This window comes from Alteromonas sp. NFXS44 (assembly GCF_040148705.1).
GTDB lineage: Bacteria > Pseudomonadota > Gammaproteobacteria > Enterobacterales > Alteromonadaceae > Alteromonas.
The window spans coordinates 274,273-292,234 of the sequence record NZ_JAGDEA010000008.1 but is presented as its reverse complement, the minus strand read 5'-3'; the positions used below and the strand labels follow the sequence as shown (position 1 = coordinate 292,234).

Below are 17,962 nucleotides of genomic sequence, written 5' to 3'. Positions count from 1 at the left end.
GGCACCAACTTTAAATTCAAATTCTACTGTCCATCCAGATTATCCCGGATATTTTGTCGCCTCAGCACAGCCATAATTTCAACTGTATCTTTTCCGGCAATGCGGTAATAGATGGTTTCAATAGCAATAACCGACTTGCGATAGCCTTGCCTTATATCCGTCGCCTTCGGATACCGGTAGGGATGTGTTGCAATTTGCTCTATGCGTTCAAACAAGGCTTTGTAGTAAGCATCGGCTCTGGCTTCACCAAATCGCTGAAATCCGTATAAATATATCCCCCGGATATCCTTTTCTGCTTTATTTGAAATCTTATAATTTGTCATTCCGTCGTAATGTTTGTTTTATCTCTTTGAGGAGACTATCGCGATCCAATTCACTGAAACCGCTTTTTTCAGCTTCAATGAGATGCTCCCGAACGGTCTGCTGATAATTTTTTTTCGCTTCCAATGTACGCAAAGCATCTCTGACAACCTCACTGGCTGACGCATATCTGCCACTGTTTACTTCTTCCTTAATGAATAATTCCCAATGTTTTCCCAACGTTAAACTTGTATTTGCCATCAGAATTTCCGTTATGCATTCATTTATATTCAGTATGAATATAAATGAATGCTTGATCGCGAACAACAGGTTAATGCTATATGAATCAGGGAACATACCAACCGCACCTCGGTAGAGTTTCCGTAAAGCTGTCTATTCATTAATTACCTTCATAAGTACATGCAGATTTACCCTACTAATCATGAATTGTTCTCACTGATAAAGTGTCTTTATTCACATTGAGTGGCTGGATATGATGCTTGCACTGGTTAGAATTGCCTTAAGTAAACCCTACACCTTCGTGGTGCTGGCGTTGCTTATTCTTATTTTGGGGCCGTTGTCGGCCATGCGAACGCCGACGGATATTTTCCCGAATGTGGATATTCCGGTGATTGCGGTTGCCTGGCAGTGGCGGGGCTTGCCGCCTGATGAAATGGCCGGCCGTATTACTACGCCTTTTGAGCGGGCGCTGAACAGTATTGTGAATGATGTGGAGCATATTGAAGCTACGTCTTATACGGGATTCGGCATTGTTAAAATATTCTTCCACGATACTGTAGATATCAATATGGCCAACGCTCAGGTGACAGGCGTGGCGCAAACGCTGCTGCGCCAGATGCCACAGGGCACCGCGCCGCCCCTGATCATGAACTACAATGCCTCTACTGTACCAGTGCTCCAGCTGGCGTTGTCGGGCAAAGGACTCACAGAACAGCAACTGGCCGATCTGGGTATGAATCAACTCCGCTCACGGCTGGTTACCGTTCAGGGCGCATCAATTCCCTGGCCCTTTGGTGGTAAGTCACGGCAAATTCAGATTGATCTCGACCCCGACGCACTCCGTGCCAGGGGGCTTTCAGGTCAGGATGTGGCCAATGCTCTGGCAGATCAGAACGTGATCATTCCTGCCGGCACGCAAAAAATTGGCGAATATGAATACGCCATTCAAATCAATAATGCGCCTGCCACCATTGAAGAGATTGGTGATTTACCCATTCGTACCGTTAATGACACCATTGTTTACATCCGCGATGTTGCCCATGTTTATGACGGCAGTGCGGTACAAACGAATATCGTGCATGTGGATGGCGGACGCTCGGTGTTAATGAGCATATTTAAATCCGGTAATACCTCAACGCTGGATGTGATCAATGGCATTAAGCAGCGTATTGAAGAAGTCAAAGATGCGTTGCCTGAAGCGTTAGAAGTAAAGCAAATCGGCGATCAGTCAATGTTCGTGCTGAATGCTGTGCATGGCGTAGTCGTGGAGGGCGTGATTGCGGCGCTGTTAACCAGTTTGATGATTTTGCTTTTCCTCGGTAGCTGGCGCTCAACACTGATTGTGACGTTGTCCATTCCGCTGTCGATTCTCGGTGCGATTCTGGTGATGTCCTTACTGGGTCACACCCTGAATATCATGACTTTAGGAGGATTGGCACTTGCCGTGGGGATCCTGGTTGATGAGGCTACGGTGACCATTGAAAGCATTAATTACCACCTGGAACAGGGCAAGCCGGTAGAAAAAGCGATTTTAGACGGTGCAGGGCAGATAGCTGTGCCGGCGTTTGTTTCGCTGTTGTGTATCTGCGTGGTTTTTGTGCCTATGTATTTCCTGGAAGGTGTACCACGGTATCTGTTTGTGCCGATGGCAGAAGCGGTGATGTTGTCCATGCTGTTTTCTTTCCTGCTGTCGCGCACGCTGGTGCCTACACTGGCAAAGTACATGTTAAAGCCACACGATGATGCAAATTCGTCGTCTTCATTTTTTGCCAGGTTTCAACAAGGTTTCGAGCGGGGTTTTCACCGGTTCAGGCACCGCTATCAGTCTGCACTGCACCGCGCACTCGTAAGCAGAAAACGGTTCATTACCTTGTTCATGCTCGTCGTCATGCTGTCGTTTGCGTTGTTGCCTTTTACCGGCCGTAATTTCTTTCCTGATGTGGACAGCGGGCAAATAGCCCTGCACGCAAGAGGTCCGGTTGGTATGCGGGTAGAAGAAACCGCTGCCAGATTTGCTGAAATCCAGGAGGTGATCCGAGAGGTGATTCCGCCTGAAGAGCTGGCGGCCATGGTTGATAACGTGGGTACCTATATTTCCAGTATGAATACCATTTACGCCAATACCGGCATGATTGGTTCTTCAGACGGCGATATCAATATTTCGCTGACACAGGAGCATGCGCCCACCGCGCAGTACATCAAAACACTCAGGGAAGTGTTGCCGGAACGCTTTCCTGATATGACGTTTTCATTTTTACCTGCGGACATTGTCAGCCAGATCCTCAATTTTGGTGCTCCGTCACCCATTGATATTCAGATACGGGGCAGGGATCTGAATGCCAGTTTCGACTTTGCAAACGATATGCTGAAAGATATTCGAGCAGTGCCCGGTGTTGTTGATGCCCGTATTCATCAGTCGAGGATGGCACCGGCCATTAAGATAGATATCAACCGTGAGCAGGCCGCGCTGTCCGGCATAACACAGCGGGATATCAGTAATAGTCTGGTGGTGAACCTCGCCGGCTCAGCACAGATCTCTCCTACATTCTGGTTAAATCCTGCCAATGGTGTGTCTTACCCCATTGTTATGCAAACACCTCAATATAAAGTTGATTCACTGGCTGAGCTGAACAATATTCCGGTTAACGGTAATGCCAGTGAGCCGTCAGTTCTTGGAGGCATGGCGACGTTCAGCCGCACGCAGTTGAACGGCGTGTTTACGGAGTACAATATCGAGCCCATGGTGCAAATTTTTGCTACCACACAGGGCCGGGATCTAGGTGCTGTAGCTGAAGATATTCAGCAAATCATTAACCGGTATGACGCTGAGAAGCCCCGTGGTGCAACGGTTGAGATGAAAGGGCAGGTAAGTACCATGCAAAGCGCCTATCAGGGCTTACTTACCGGATTACTCGGTGCTATCGGACTGGTCTACTTCATTATTGTGATCAATTTTCAGTCCTGGCGGGACCCTTTCATTATCATCATGGCATTGCCTGCTGCTATCGCCGGCATTGTATGGATGTTATTTACCACGGGCACTACCTTCAGTGTACCGGCACTGACCGGCGCGATTATGTGTATGGGTGTGGCCACTGCGAATAGTGTGCTGGTCGTCAGTTTTGCCCGCGAGCGTCTGGCAGAAGTGAAAGATGCCACGCAGGCAGCTCTGGAAGCTGGGTTTGCAAGACTTCGCCCTGTACTAATGACGGCCCTTGCTATGATTGTGGGCATGCTGCCCATGGCGCTGGGACTGGGGGAGGGCGGTGAACAGAATGCGCCGCTGGGCAGAGCCGTCATTGGCGGGCTGCTTTTTGCGACAGTTGCCACATTATTTTTTGTACCCGTTATCTTCAGCGTCTTACACCGCAACGATAACGACGAATCAATCACACACACCGGGCAGGACTAAGCATGACCGGCACGAACAGACATACATCAGGAACGGTTATGGGAAAAATTGCATTTATTGGTTTACTGCTGGTAGCCGCCATTGTTGTTGTAACGGGGATCATGAGCCGTCAGGCGAACAGTGAACAGGTCGCTGAATGGACGCAGGCGCGTTTGATCCCGGCTGTTTCCGTGACGCAGCCGGCAACCGGCGAGGCAACACAGTCGTTAACCCTTGCCGGACGGCTTCAGGCGTTTAAACAGGCGTCTATTTATGCCCGTGTGGACGGTTATGTGAAAGAGTGGCATCACGATATCGGCGCGCTTGTATCAGAAGGCGAAGTGCTGGCAGAGCTCGACACACCAGAGCTGGATCAGCAGCTTATCCAGGCGCAGGCCGGTGTAGACAGGTTCAGCGCTGATGTTGCTCTTGCCCGGTCAACGCTGGACAGATGGAAAAAGCTGGTGGCGACCAATGCCGTGACTGCTCAGGAACTGGAGCAGCGTGAAAACAGTTACCGCGCTGCACAGGCGCAGCTGGCATCAGCCAAAGCCAATGTTAATCGTTTGCAGGTACAAAAAGATTTAGCCATGATCCCTGCGCCTTTTGATGGTGTCGTGGTGGCAAGAAATAAGGATATTGGCGATCTTATTAATGCCGGTTCGGATGAAAGCGAGCCTTTGTTTATGCTGGCCTCAACCCACCCGTTGCGTTTGAATGTTCAGGTGCCGCAAAAATTTGCCCGTCAAATCCAAAAAGGTACTCAGGCTCAGGTGTCAGTACCGGAAAGCCCGGGAAGCCGTTATGAGGCGGAAGTGGTGCGCTCGAACTCAGCGGTGGACCGCCTGACCGGAACCATGCTTGTGCAGTTAATGCTCGATAATCAGGATAACAGTTTATTGCCGGGGGGCTATGCCAGTGTCAAATTGCCTTTACCGGCTAATGCAGCCATGCTCACCGTCCCCGTGAGTGCTTTAATTTTTAACGCGAACGGCTTATCTGTGGCGACTGTGTCCGGTGCCGGCGATAATACCACTGTTTCACTTAAAACCATTGAACCCGGCAGAGATTTAGGCCGCGATATTGAAATTGCCAGCGGGATAAATGCCACTGACCGGGTGATCACCAATCCACCTGATGGCATTGAAAATGGTGACCTGGTTCGCGTGGTAAACGGGCAGCAGGGTTAAAATAAGAAACTAAAACGGGATGTGAGTGGTTGTGTATGGTAAGTCGATGCGGGTAACGATAGTATTTCGTATTTCTCAGTCGCTAAGGGAATGACTTACAACAATGCGTTACTCACACCTTCTGTTTCTTTTTTTCATACTGTTTAACCCTGTACGGGCTTTCGCTGATCGTTTCGTCACTTCTGCAAATGACGGGTTTACTTACTCTGGCAGAGTGGCTTACACAGAGCAGGGAGCATTTTTAAGCTGGCCGGGTAACAGTGTTACCTTTTCTTTCTCCGGCAAAAAATTGATATTAGCGTTAGACGATCAAACCGGCAGGAATTATTACAACATCATTTTTAATGGTCAGGACATTTCACCCTATGTCATTCATACGCAAAGGGGACTGCATCAGTACGATCTGAGTCATAGGGTACGCAACAATACAACGCAAGTGACACTGTTTAAACGTACTGAAGGTGAAGAAGGCGGAACCTATTTTCAGGGCGTGACATTGGCAGACGGCGGGAAGCTCCTGGCAAAACCGGTGCCGCCGTCAAGACGCATCCTGTTTTATGGCGATTCGATTACCGTCGGCATGGGCAATGAAGCTGCCCATAATGACCCGGATAATAAGCCTTCTGAGAAAAATCACTATCTTTCCTATGCGGCTATCACAGCCCGGCATCTCAATGCGGAATTCCATTCAATTGCGAAAAGCGGTATTGGCTTTATGATCAGCTGGTTTGATTTTACGATGCCGGAATATTATGACCAGCTTACAGCGGAAAGTAACAACAACTCTTCATGGCATTTTGATGACTGGCAACCGGATGTGGTGGTGGTCAATCTCGGCCAGAATGATCGCTGGTTGATTGAAAACGAAAAGCGTTTAAACGCCGGGCCCGAGGAGATCAAAAAATCCTATGAAGAATTCATCCGCACGTTGCTGAAGCATCATCCTGATGCTGAGTTCGTGTGCGCTATCGGCAGTATGGATGCAACAAAAACCAGCGTGTGGCCGGATTACATTGCCAGTGCTGTTGATGCAATTAAAGCATCACCTGATTTACCCGGAGACGGGCAAAGAGTCCATAACCTGGTCTTTGATTTTACGGGTTACGGTGCTCATCCGCGTGTGGAACAACACAGAGAAAATGCCGCGAAGCTGACGGATTATTTGAAAGAAATGATGAACTGGTAACGTATTTGCGATTTCGCGGATCCGTTTATCCGGATGCCGTTTTGGCGTGGAAATGGTCACTTCCATGTTGGAAATTGCCGGGGCTGCATCCGTATTCGTTTTTGAAAAGCTTATTGAAATAGGGCACGTTTTTATAACCTACCGAGTATGCGATTTCAGAAACGTTGGCGTCCTTGTTTTCCGTCAGCAGGCGTGCCGCTTCGTTCAGCCGCAACTTGTTTAAATAGGTTGAAAACGTGTACCCGCACTCACTTTTCAGAATGTCGTTAATTTTATTCCGGTTAATGCCTAACGCCCGGACAATAAACTCCAGATTTAGCCCTGGATTTGCGTACTCTTTGGCAAGGAATTTCAAAATGGCCGTTTTATCTTTGTCTCTGTGGTTTTCCAGTGAAAGGTGTTCGCAGTCAATTAACGGCCGATCCTTCTGAAGTTTATTTTTCACTTCTTTCATCAGATATTTGCTGTGGGCTTTAAACAGCCATGCGACCAGCATTGCACCTGAGGCAAGTAAAATAGCAGCGCAAGTATATAAGTAAGACCAGTCTTTACCGTTAAACACAATTTCGCGGATACTGATGGTGGACTGCACATTCAGCGGACTCTGAATGGAACTGCCAAATGAAATTTTCTTTACTCTTGCCAGGCTGTATTCCTGCTCACTGAGCGCCTGATTATACCACTTGTACCACCATTCCGGTGTTTCCAGCCGGGTGATATCAATGTCGTAACGCTGCCACTCACTTTTACAGTGAAAATACCGGGTGGAAATACGATCAGACCTTGCATCATCAATTTTGCTGGCATTTTTATCGAGAGTGAATAAAGAGAAGGTCAGGGTACTTTCCGGTGAACATTTTGCCATAAACGACAAGGTATCAAACGGACTCAGGTCCACGAGATCAGGCTGTCCCTGACTGTTCAGAAACAGCATTTCGCCCATGGCAAAGGGATAGTCTTTCTGTTCGTTCAGTAACATGCTGAGTGTGTAACTGAACCCGTCATCGATAACCGAAATAGTGGATGCGCCACCTTCCTGGGAATCATCGTAAGTCAGGCTTTTCCACTTCAGTTTGTTTTCCTCAGCGGCGCGGGGAAGCAGAGACTCTTCGGGGAAAGACTGATGATATGCAATGGCTACCAGTATTACGGCGAAAATAGCGTATGCCGTTAACGAATAAATAACTTTTTTATGGTAGCCAAACATACTTTCCGTTGTAACCACGTGCCAGTCTGCAAATAGGGATAGGTTTATATAATCAAACTCACAACCATTCGTCAATGAGCGCAAGGGTGCGACATGTAAGAATATTTACATGCTAAACATAGTTATATTTTCTGCCACAATTTCTTCTATTTTTTGCACATTGCTAGCTTTTTTGCGTTTTCAGATATCTCCGGACCCGCATTCTCATTAGTTTTATCGTCATTAACAAAAAACAAACATCGTATCCCGATCGTGGTAACAACATGAAAGCGATACGTGTTCAAAGGTAACTTTTATGTTTTGGGTTTACTGGCAAATAAAATGAAAAAAGCAAAAGCCTTTAAAGAAAAAGTAAACAATGGTCATCTGCTTATCGCCGTTGCCATCGCTTTCTTTTTTGCGTCCGGTTCGCCGCTAAGCTACGGGCAGAATTCGCCGGTCAGCCCTCCGGATAAAACCGCTATTAACCAACATGCAGTTCTTGTTTTTAATTCTCCCGGCGAAGATTGGGAGTCTGAGTCTCTTCCTTTGGGCAATGGTTTACTCGGCGCAACCATAGCCGGTGGTGTAACAGAAGATGTTATTCAGTTTAATGAAAAAACACTCTGGACAGGCGGTCCCGGCAAAAACGGTCCGTATCAATCCGGCTTACCTTACGATACATCCGGTTTTGCTGAGCAGGTAGAAGCCGTCGTCAAAGAGATTGCAGAAAAAGGCTCGCTGTCACCTGAGTATGTGGCTGGCAAACTGGGTCATCAGCAGCCGGACTATGGCAGCTATCAGAGCTTCGCTGATCTGGTGCTGTCGTTTCCTGACATGACGGGGGAAATTCACGATTACCATCGCAGCCTTGATTTGAGAACGGCTGTGGCGACAGTGAGTTATTCCGCAGACAAAATTGACTACAAAAGAGATTATTTTGTTACTTATCCCGACAACAGCATTGTCATCAGGCTGACGGCATCTGAAAAAGGCGCGCTGAACGTATCCGGCAAGTTACGCTTTCCTGTAAACAGAACCTGGTCGGCAGAGGGGAGCGGTCAGGATACGTTACTCTACAGCGGAGCATTAACAGACAACGGGCTTGAATTTGCAGCCGGCATGCGTATTTTGCATGAGGGTGGCACCACAGATGTGAAAGACGCAGAATTCAGCGTGAGAAACGCTGACAGCGTGACTATTCTGCTTACCGCGGCCACCAATTATGCATTACGTCACCCGGATTACCGGCTGGGACATGCAAAAGATAAAGTCACCTCGCAACTCTCTCATCTTCGAAACTTCTCTTTTGATGAGCTTCTAACCCGCCACCTAAACGATTATCAGCCTTTATTTAACCGCGTCAAACTGGACCTTAGTGATGGTGAAACCGGTGAACTGAAAGCAGCGCTCAAAGCTTATCCGTCGGATGACGAGGCACAAAACCGCGCGCTGGAAAGTCTGTATTTTCACTATGGTCGTTATCTTTTAATTGCCTCATCCAGAGCGGGCTCGCTGCCCGCTAATCTGCAGGGTATTTGGAATAAAGACATTCAGGCTCCCTGGAGTGCTGACTATCATCTGAATATCAATTTACAGATGAATTACTGGCTGGCTCACACCACAAACCTGCCCGAAACACTGCCACCGCTGTTCGATTTTGTAGAGAACCTCACTATACCCGGACGGGAAGCCGCCGGAAGCTTATTCGGTGCAGCAGGTTGGGTGGTCTTTCTGAATACCAATCCCTGGGGGTCAACGGGTTTAATTGACTGGCCCACCGCATTTTGGCAACCGGAGGCGGCTGCATGGATAGCAAGACATTTTTATGAAGAAGTCGCATTCAATGCTGATACAAGCTTCCTGAAAGAACGGGCCTGGCCGCTTCTCAAATTAACCAGTCAGTTCTGGCTGGACAACATGGTTAAGAGCGCGGATTCAGAAACGCTACTGATTTCTCCTTCTTATTCTCCGGAACATGGTGATTTTACTGCCGGTGCGGCTATGTCTCAGCAAATCGTGACGGATCTGCTTGCAAACACGCTAACACTTGCAGAACAGGTTGGCGACGAAGAGTTTGCCGCTGCGTTGAAGAGCGCACTTGAAAGGCTTGAGCACGGTCTGCGGATTGGCGCCCGGGGTCAGTTGCAGGAATGGCGTCAGGATATTGATGATAACGAAAATCGCCACCGTCATATCTCCCACCTGTTTGCATTGCATCCGGGTAATCATATCTCACCGGTTGATACACCGGCCTTATCGAAAGCCGCTGCGGTAAGTCTAAACGCAAGAGGTGATGCCGGCACAGGCTGGAGTCGTGCCTGGAAAATTAACTTTTGGGCCCGCCTGGCAGACGGAAACCGTGCTCTTAAATTGCTGCAGACACAATTGCGGGACAGCACGTTAAGCAATCTCTGGAGTTCTCATCCTCCTTTTCAGATCGACGGTAATTTTGGGGCGACGGCTGGTATTGCGGAAATGCTGCTGCAAAGTCACAGAGGTGAACTGCATTTGTTGCCAGCGCTGCCCGAAGCGTGGGAGCAGGGCAGAGTCACCGGCCTCAAGGCGCGGGGGAATCGTGAAGTCAGTATGGAATGGTCTGACGGGCGCCTGAATACTGCAATTATTAAAACCTTCACAGACGGCGAAATCCGCATTCGTTGTGACAGTTTTGACGACAAGATTATAGTAACAGCTAACGGAAAATACGTTGCTTTTACTTCGCCTCAGCAGGGCGTCATTAGTTTCACCACCTCAGCGCAGCAGGAGTATGCCGTTTCTGCTGCAGAGTAAAAACAATAGCCACGAAGAGGTGCATAGTGGCATGGTTCAACGCAACATGGACTTTTAAAATATGAAAACTACACATTCAGGACTTGAACAGTTTAAGCACGCAAAACTTACCGCATATCTACTGGCATCCTTAGGTTTGGCCTGTCCCGTCACAGGGTTGGCACAGACTGACACTGAGGAAGAAGACAGTGAGGCGCTGGAAGTTATAGAAGTAAAAGGCATGCGGGCCAGCGTCATTTCTGCTCAGGCAACTAAAATGAATTCCAATAAAATTATGGACGGGATCAGTGCCGATGACATCGGTGCACTGCCTGACCGCAGTATCACTGAAACCTTACAAAGGGTGGCGGGGGTTGCTATCGACCGATACATGTCGTTAGGTGATCCCGAACATTTCTCGGTGGAAGGTAACGGCGTGATTGTGCGCGGGCTTACCCAGGTCCGGTCGGAACTGAACGGACGGGGAACGTTCAGTGCTGACGGGGGCCGGACGCTGAGCTTTGGTGATGTGCCGCCTGAACTGTTAAATGCAGTGAATGTGTATAAAAGTCCGTCGGCGGATCAGATCGAAGGCGGCCTTGCCGGTACCATCGATCTGGAGACCCGTCTGCCTTTTCACCGCGACGGTCAGCAAATCGCGTTTGATATCAGTGCCAACTATGGCGATGTGATAAAAGAAACCAAGCCGGGCTATTCATTTTTATATTCCAATAACTGGGATACCTCTGCCGGTAAAGTCGGCTTTTTGTTTGATATTGCCGTCTCTGAATTGTCTACCCGTAACGATTCCATGTACGTAAGACCTTTTTTCTACCGTGATGACATTGCCGGATACGAAGGGTCAACGGTCTATGTGCCCAGAGGTGCAGACTGGCGTACCATGTATTTTAACCGCGAACGTAACGGCGCTTATGCGGCCCTGCAATATGCTCCGTCTGAAAAACACGAATTTACCCTGACATACTTTTCCAGCGACTACGATATGCAGTGGAATGAGGATGCCATATTCGTAGATAACTGGCCCTATGGTGTGCAGGTGGAAAGCGGTGCACAGTTCAGTGACAGCGGCGTACTGGAAAAAGGACGGCTGGTACAGGAAGGCGGTATTCCCATGGGGGCCGATGTCAGGGCCTCTTCCCAGCAGGCGAAAACGGAAGATATCGCGCTGCGTTACCGCTACGCCGGTGAGCAATTTCTGGTGGAAACTTCGCTGCAGCGGGTAAGTTCTGATTCTGCAGGGCTTGATAACACGGTGGCCACACAGATTAGCGTACCTTACATAGATGTCGATTTAACCGGCAGCTTGCCCACTGTGACATCAGATGCTTCTTATCTGGGAAACCCGGACAACTATGTCTGGAATTTCATCATGGATAATCAGTACGACCGTCAGGCGGATATGACTGCGGCAGATATTGATATTCAGTACTTTTTATCTGACGGTTTCTTCGAAGCAGTGAAGTTTGGCGCCCGCTACAGTAAAACATCATCTGATAACGCCGATACCGGTTATAACTGGAGTCCGTTAGCACCAAGCTGGTTACAAGCTGCCATTGTGGAAGGCCAGGAGAATATTGTCCCTGATGTCAGTGAGCTGAATCTGAACTCCTTTGATAACTTCTTTGGTGGTGATGTGCCGGCGCCGGCAAACGTGTATGCACCTGATGCCAGTTTTGCGTTTGGCTATCCGCAGAGTTTTCAGGCGTTACAGGACCGGTTCGTGTATGCAGACTGGTCTTCATGGGCGTACTGGAACCGCCGTGATTTAAATGATGATCAGTATACCAATGACCAGACAGAGGAAACGGCCGCCGCCTATGTGATGCTCGATTTCTTTACTGACGCACTGGGCAAACCCGTGTCGGGCAATGTGGGCGTGCGTTACGTTAAAACCGAAAATACTGCTCATGGTTATCTGCAATATCCGAACAATGCGCTGTTTGGTAACGGTGCTTTCACCGCCATGGATGCGGAGCATGATTACAGTAACTGGCTTCCCAGCTTAAACGTAAAAGTAGAACTGACCGATGATTTGCTTCTGCGTTTTGCTGCCGCCAAAGCGATGGCGCGGCCAAATTTTGCAGATTTAGGCGCCAATATTGTACTGAACGCGAATTTATCCAGTGCAGGAGAGGCCAGCCAGAATGCCGGTAATCCGCCTAAAGTGGAAGATTACGTGCTGACACTGGACTCCACACAAAATCCATATCTCGACCCTATGGAGTCCAACCAGTTTGATGTGTCTCTTGAATGGTATTACGCCGAAGACAGTTCAGCCTATGTAGCGTTATTTACTAAAGATATTTCCGGCTATCAGGTGCCCCAATTGTCTCAGGTTGAATTTGGTGGTTATACCTATAATGCCAGCTGGCCAGTCAGCAGCGCTGATGCTGAAATCACGGGTGTCGAGCTTTCTCTGAATCACTTTTTCTCTTCACTCCCGGCTCCCTTCGACGGTTTCGGCGTGCAAATGAACTACACCTGGATAGACAGTGAAATTGATGCTGACTCAAGCTCTCAGCCGGTGGATACAGACGGTTCCGGCTACGGCGACATGCCATTCAGAGGCTTGTCGGAAAATGCGGTAAACCTGGTATTAATGTACGAGAAAGGTCCGTTTTCCGCGCGCCTGGCCTACAACTGGCGGGATGAGTTTTTAATTGCAACTAATGCAAATGGTTTCACTGGCACGGAAAATGGCATCACTTATGGCTTACCGCTGTTCAATGCGGCGACTGCTTATCTGGACGGCTCTGTGACATACCGTATCAACGACAATTACGCTGTGGTTCTGGAAGCTAACAATCTCAATGATGCGGTGACCAAAAATGAGATGCGTCAGAACGGCCCGGGTAATCACTACAGTGCTTATCACGTGAACGATATCCGTTATGCGCTGTCCCTGCGGGGCAATTTCTAGTACCCGCGCGTATCGCACTGCACCGGTTTTGTATTGGTTTTTCCTGCCGGTGCAGTGTAACGCTTTTCCCAACCCTGAATTGATATTTGGACACTATGAAAATCTATTATTTTGCAGGTCTTCTTCTTTGTGCAATGTATGCGCTAAGTGCCTGCCAGAGTGCGGGGGTAAAGCCCGCCGCAGCTTCTCATTCCCGGCACGACTTACCTCAAGTGGTCACTCAAAACGGCCGCCATGCCTTTCTCGTTGACGGTAAGCCTTTTCTGATGCTGGGTGCGCAAACGAATAATTCCGCTAATTATCCGGCGGCGCTGGATAAAGTGTGGCCGGTTGTTGATGCCATGCATGCTAACACCCTGGGTATTCCGGTTGCTTGGGAGCAAATCGAACCGGAAGAGGGGCAGTTTGATTTTAGCTACCTTGATGTCCTGATCCGACAGGCCGCAGAACGGGAAGTAAAAGTGGTATTGCTGTGGTTTGCCACCTGGAAAAACAACGCGCCTCATTACGCGCCGGCCTGGATCAAACTGAATAATCAGCGTTTCCCCAGAGTGATCACACGCGACGGGCGAACCCTGAACTCTCTGTCGCCTCACGGCGAACAGACGCTGGCCGCTGACAAGCGCGCCTTTAAAGCCTTGATGACATATTTGCGTGATAATGATCCGGCTCATCAGGTCATCATGGTACAGGTGCAAAATGAAACCGGCACCTACGGCTCAAAACGTGATTACTCCCCGTTGGCAAATTCTCTTTTTAATCAGCCTGTCCCTGACACGTTACTGGCCCGGATGAACAAACAGCCTGGTACATGGGCTGAGGTATTCGGTGATGACGCTGATGAAACCTTTCATGCCTGGTCTATTGCCCGTTACGTCGATGAGATTGCACAGGCCGGTAAAGCCATTAAACCTTTGCCCATGAACGTTAATGTGGCGCTGAGAAATCCTTTCAATCCCGGCACGGGCTATTCCATGGGCGGCCCCACTGACAATGTTATCGACGTCTGGAAAGCCGGTGCCCCGCACATTGATATGATTTCACCGGATATTTATTTTCGTGATCATAAAACGGTAAAGCGTGTGCTGGAATTGTACAGCCGTGAAGATAACCCTTTATTTGTGGCAGAGATTGGTAACGACCAGCCCTATGCCCGCTATTTTTTCAGTACCCTGGGGCATCAGGGGATCGGGTTTGCGCCATTCGGCATGGATTACACCGGTTATGCTAATTATCCTCTGGGCGCGAAAACCGTTAACGACGACACCATTGCTCCTTTTGCTGAAATATACGGGCTGATGCAGTCATGGTCCGGCGTATGGGCAACGCTCAGTCTTGAACACCAGGTTTGGGGAGTCGCAGAGCCTTACGACTCGTCAAAAGATGAAAAAGTGTGGAATGCCAATGTGTCGCAAGCAGAAGGAGAGTCTCCCGCCTACAGTCAGCAGTTGGATCTCGGAAACTGGGATGCAGAAGTTTCCTACGGACGACCTATGTTCTGGATCGACCCGCCTGCAGGCAATCATCCGGCGTCCGGCGGCGCACTTATCGCTAAATTATCCGACGACGAGTTTTTAGTCACTGCGCTGCGTGCACGTGTCACCTTTACACCGTCAAAAGAAATCGCATCACTCCCTGTAATGATTGAAAGGGTGGAAGAAGGCCATTTTGATGATCAAGGTAACTGGATATTTGAGCGCGTCTGGAATGGCGATCAAACTGACTGGGGACTTAACTTCAACGATGAGCCGCATATTCTCAAAGTAAAAATGACCACCTGGCAAGAATGAATACCTTGCAACTATGAACAAAGGTAAAAGGAATAACACCATGAAAAAAATACACCGAATTGCAGCCAGTGTGGCCGTCGCGCTCATGTCAGCAACCGTACTCGGCGGGTGCGAAAACAGTACCGGCACTGCTGAAGTTGTTCGCGCGGGAAGCTATCAGGCGACAGAACACGGCCTGCTTGTTTTGCCTGCTCAGGGGCAGGCTAAAGCCGTGCGCTTACAAGTATTTGATGAAGGAATCATCCGCGTCACGGCGCTGCCACACGACGATTTCAGTCGGGTTGCAGAGAGCCTGATGGTGACTGCCTCTGCGGGGAATACCCCATACGATATCAAAGAATCAGCCGGTTCGGTGATTCTGTCTACACCCGCTATGACAGCCTCAGTATCGCTGACTGACGGTAATCTGGTGGTAAAAAATCGTGCCGGAGAGGTATTGCTGAAGAGTGTGAACAGCGGCGAATTTGCGCCGGTTACCGCTGATCCTGCCGGTGCCGGTAAGTACAATTTTGCTATTCACCAGCAGTGGAATACCGGCTCAGATGAGGGGTTTTACGGGTTAGGGCAGCATCAGGATGGCCGTATTAATCACGCCGGAGATAATGTTGAGCTGAGCACCCATAACCTGCAAATCTCTATCCCTTTCCTGGTCTCAACCAAACATTACGGGATTTTATGGGACAACGCGGCCATTACACGATTCGGAAACCCGGTGGAGTCAGCGCCACTTAACGCAGGCTTTGCCCTTTATGATGAAGACGGCAACGCCGGGGGATTAACCGCGTATTACTACGATAAAGACAAATTGCTGCTTAAACGCACAGAAGCTGATCTTGATTATCAGTTTCTTGCTCACAACACCACCAGGGAAATACCGTTTCCTGCAGAGCTTGGTGATGTCAGCCAGCCCCGGGTCGTGTGGAAAGGGCAGATAAGCGCGAAGCAAAGCGGACTTCACAAGTTCCGTATGTACTCCAGCGGCTATGCCAAACTGACCATAAACGGTGAAAAGCTGCTGGACCGGTGGCGGATGAACTGGAATCCCTGGTTTCACAATACTGAAATGACGCTCTCCGCCGGTGAAAAGGTGGACATTGAAGTCGACTGGGATTCGCAGGGCGGATACTTCCGTCTGTTACACAATAATCCTCAATCGAAGGCCGATGAGAACAGCCTGTCGCTGGCATCAGAAACCGGTAAGTCGCTGGATTATTACATCGTAGCCGGTGACAACACCGACGAGGTAATAGGCGGTTACCGCAAACTTACCGGCAAAGCCGTGATGCTGCCAAAATGGGCCTATGGATTCTGGCAAAGTCGTGAACGTTACAAGACGCAGGATGAACTGTTAGGGGCGCTGAATACCTACCGTGAAAAGCAGATCCCCATTGATAATATTGTGCTCGACTGGTCTTACTGGCCGGAAGATGCATGGGGAAGCCATAAGTTCGACTTGGCCCGTTTCCCCGATCCTAAAGGCATGATAGACGAAGTTCATGCACTAAACGCTAATATTATGATTTCCGTCTGGCCGAAATTCTACAGCACAACTGACAATTACAAAGAGCTGAATGCCAAAGGCTACATGCTGAATAAGAACGTGGAGCAGGAGGGCAATCTGGACTGGATTGGGAAGGGTTATCTGAACGGGTTTTACGACCCTTACCCTGAAGAATCACAGGCAATTTTCTGGCGGCAATTAGACGAAAATCTGAATGTGCTCGGCATTGATGCCTGGTGGCTGGACGCATCCGAGCCGGACATCCATTCGAACCTGTCGTATACCAAACGCAAAGAAATTATGACGCCGCTGGCGATAGGTTCGGGTGCTGAGTATTTTAACTCCTATGCGCTGGCAAATGCCGAAGGCGTGTATGAAGGTGAGCGGCAGTCAGATCCTGACAAGCGCAGTTTTATTCTTACCCGTAGCGGTTTCGGCGGTATTCAGCGCACGGGCAGTGCCATCTGGAGCGGAGACACCGTGCCGCGGTGGTCAAATCTTAAGGAGCAGATTGCTGCCGGTGTAGGTACAGGATTGTCCGGTATGCCGAACTGGACCATGGATATCGGTGGCTTCACACCGGAAGATCACTATCGTTACAACGGCGATGTGGTTGTGGGTCATTACAGTGAAATGGCTGAACAATATCAGCAGGAATGGCAGGAGCTGAATATGCGCTGGTTCCAGTTCGGCGCATTTGTGCCACTGTTCCGCTCCCACGGCCAAAACCCTTTCCGGGAAGTGTTTAATCTGGCCGATGAAGGATCGGAAGTGTATAACGCACTGATTTCCACCATCGAATTACGCTACCGCCTGATGCCGTATATTTATTCGCAGGCAGGGGACATGTTCCATAAAGACGGTACCTTGATGCGCGGTCTGGTGATGGATTTTCCCGCAGATGAAAAAGCGCAGGATATCGATGATGCCTACATGTTCGGGCCGGCCATTCTGGTTAACCCTGTGTATGAGTACAAGGCGCGGGAACGGGATGTTTATCTGCCCGCAGGCGTGAGCTGGTACGACTTTTACTCCGGTGAAACGTATCAGGGAGGGCAAACGATTACGGCGAGTGCGCCGTTAACGCAAATGCCGTTGTACGTAAAAGCCGGATCAATTATTCCGGCGGGTGAAGCCATTCAATATGTTTACGATAAGCCGGATGGCGCCTATACCATAAACGTATTTACCGGTGCTGACGGCGAATTTGAACTCTATCACGATGACGGCAAGTCATACGACTACGAGAACGGGGCGTATTCGTACACCCGCATTGAGTATGATGACAGTGAAGGTAAGCTCACCATCGGCAAACGTGAAGGGCAGTTTGATAGTATGGTCACTTCCCGTACCTGGCATGTCAGGTTTATTTCCGAAGGTGAAACACTATTGGATTACGAAGCGAAGCCGGACGTCACTGTCACTTATTCCGGGGACGCCCTTACTGTAGAACGGACGAAGTAAC

10 protein-coding genes are annotated in these 17,962 nt (G+C 49.2%); 7 read left to right on the top strand and 3 right to left on the bottom strand.

Features of this window, described 5'->3' with window-relative positions; genetic code table 11:
* Nucleotides 1–23: 23 nt before the first annotated feature.
* On the bottom strand, nt 24–323 hold the full coding sequence (locus J3369_RS12320; RefSeq protein WP_349587236.1) for a type II toxin-antitoxin system RelE/ParE family toxin: 300 nt from the start codon (nt 321–323) through the stop codon (nt 24–26).
* Nucleotides 310–561 (bottom strand): type II toxin-antitoxin system ParD family antitoxin, encoded by a 252-nt coding sequence (locus tag J3369_RS12315; protein WP_349587233.1) that lies wholly within the window; start codon nt 559–561, stop codon nt 310–312. Before J3369_RS12315 ends, J3369_RS12320 begins: the two co-directional genes overlap by 14 nt.
* A 232-nt stretch (nt 562–793) precedes the next feature.
* On the opposite strand from J3369_RS12315, the gene J3369_RS12310 reads away from it, so the two are divergent.
* From J3369_RS12310 to J3369_RS12300, 3 genes are all read left to right on the top strand, one after another.
* Nucleotides 794–3,952, top strand: coding sequence for an efflux RND transporter permease subunit (locus tag J3369_RS12310; protein ID WP_349587231.1), 3,159 nt, complete (start codon nt 794–796; stop codon nt 3,950–3,952).
* Between the two features lie 38 nt (nt 3,953–3,990).
* The gene (locus tag J3369_RS12305; protein WP_349587229.1) at nt 3,991–5,121 is read left to right on the top strand and encodes an efflux RND transporter periplasmic adaptor subunit; all 1,131 of its coding nucleotides are present in this window, start codon (nt 3,991–3,993) and stop codon (nt 5,119–5,121) included.
* Nucleotides 5,122–5,224: 103 nt separating this feature from the next.
* Nucleotides 5,225–6,307: a GDSL-type esterase/lipase family protein gene (locus tag J3369_RS12300; protein ID WP_349587226.1), complete on the top strand. Its 1,083-nt coding sequence runs from the start codon at nt 5,225–5,227 to the stop codon at nt 6,305–6,307.
* Between the two features lie 25 nt (nt 6,308–6,332).
* Here the strand turns inward: J3369_RS12300 and J3369_RS12295 are convergent, their stop codons facing one another.
* On the bottom strand, nt 6,333–7,514 hold the full coding sequence (locus J3369_RS12295; protein WP_349587224.1) for a helix-turn-helix domain-containing protein: 1,182 nt from the start codon (nt 7,512–7,514) through the stop codon (nt 6,333–6,335).
* Between the two features lie 321 nt (nt 7,515–7,835).
* Here J3369_RS12295 and J3369_RS12290 point away from each other — a divergent pair, with 321 nt between their 5' ends.
* The 4 genes from J3369_RS12290 (at nt 7,836) to J3369_RS12275 (ending at nt 17,961) form a co-directional block, all read left to right on the top strand.
* Nucleotides 7,836–10,286, top strand: coding sequence for a glycoside hydrolase family 95 protein (locus tag J3369_RS12290; RefSeq protein WP_349587221.1), 2,451 nt, complete (start codon nt 7,836–7,838; stop codon nt 10,284–10,286).
* Between the two features lie 61 nt (nt 10,287–10,347).
* Nucleotides 10,348–13,206 (top strand): TonB-dependent receptor, encoded by a 2,859-nt coding sequence (locus J3369_RS12285; protein WP_349587219.1) that lies wholly within the window; start codon nt 10,348–10,350, stop codon nt 13,204–13,206.
* 95 nt (nt 13,207–13,301) lie between these two features.
* Nucleotides 13,302–14,996, top strand: coding sequence for a DUF5597 domain-containing protein (locus J3369_RS12280; protein WP_349587217.1), 1,695 nt, complete (start codon nt 13,302–13,304; stop codon nt 14,994–14,996).
* A gap of 40 nt (nt 14,997–15,036) precedes the next feature.
* The gene (locus tag J3369_RS12275; RefSeq protein WP_349587215.1) at nt 15,037–17,961 is read left to right on the top strand and encodes a glycoside hydrolase family 31 protein; all 2,925 of its coding nucleotides are present in this window, start codon (nt 15,037–15,039) and stop codon (nt 17,959–17,961) included.
* Nucleotide 17,962 lies beyond the last annotated feature (1 nt).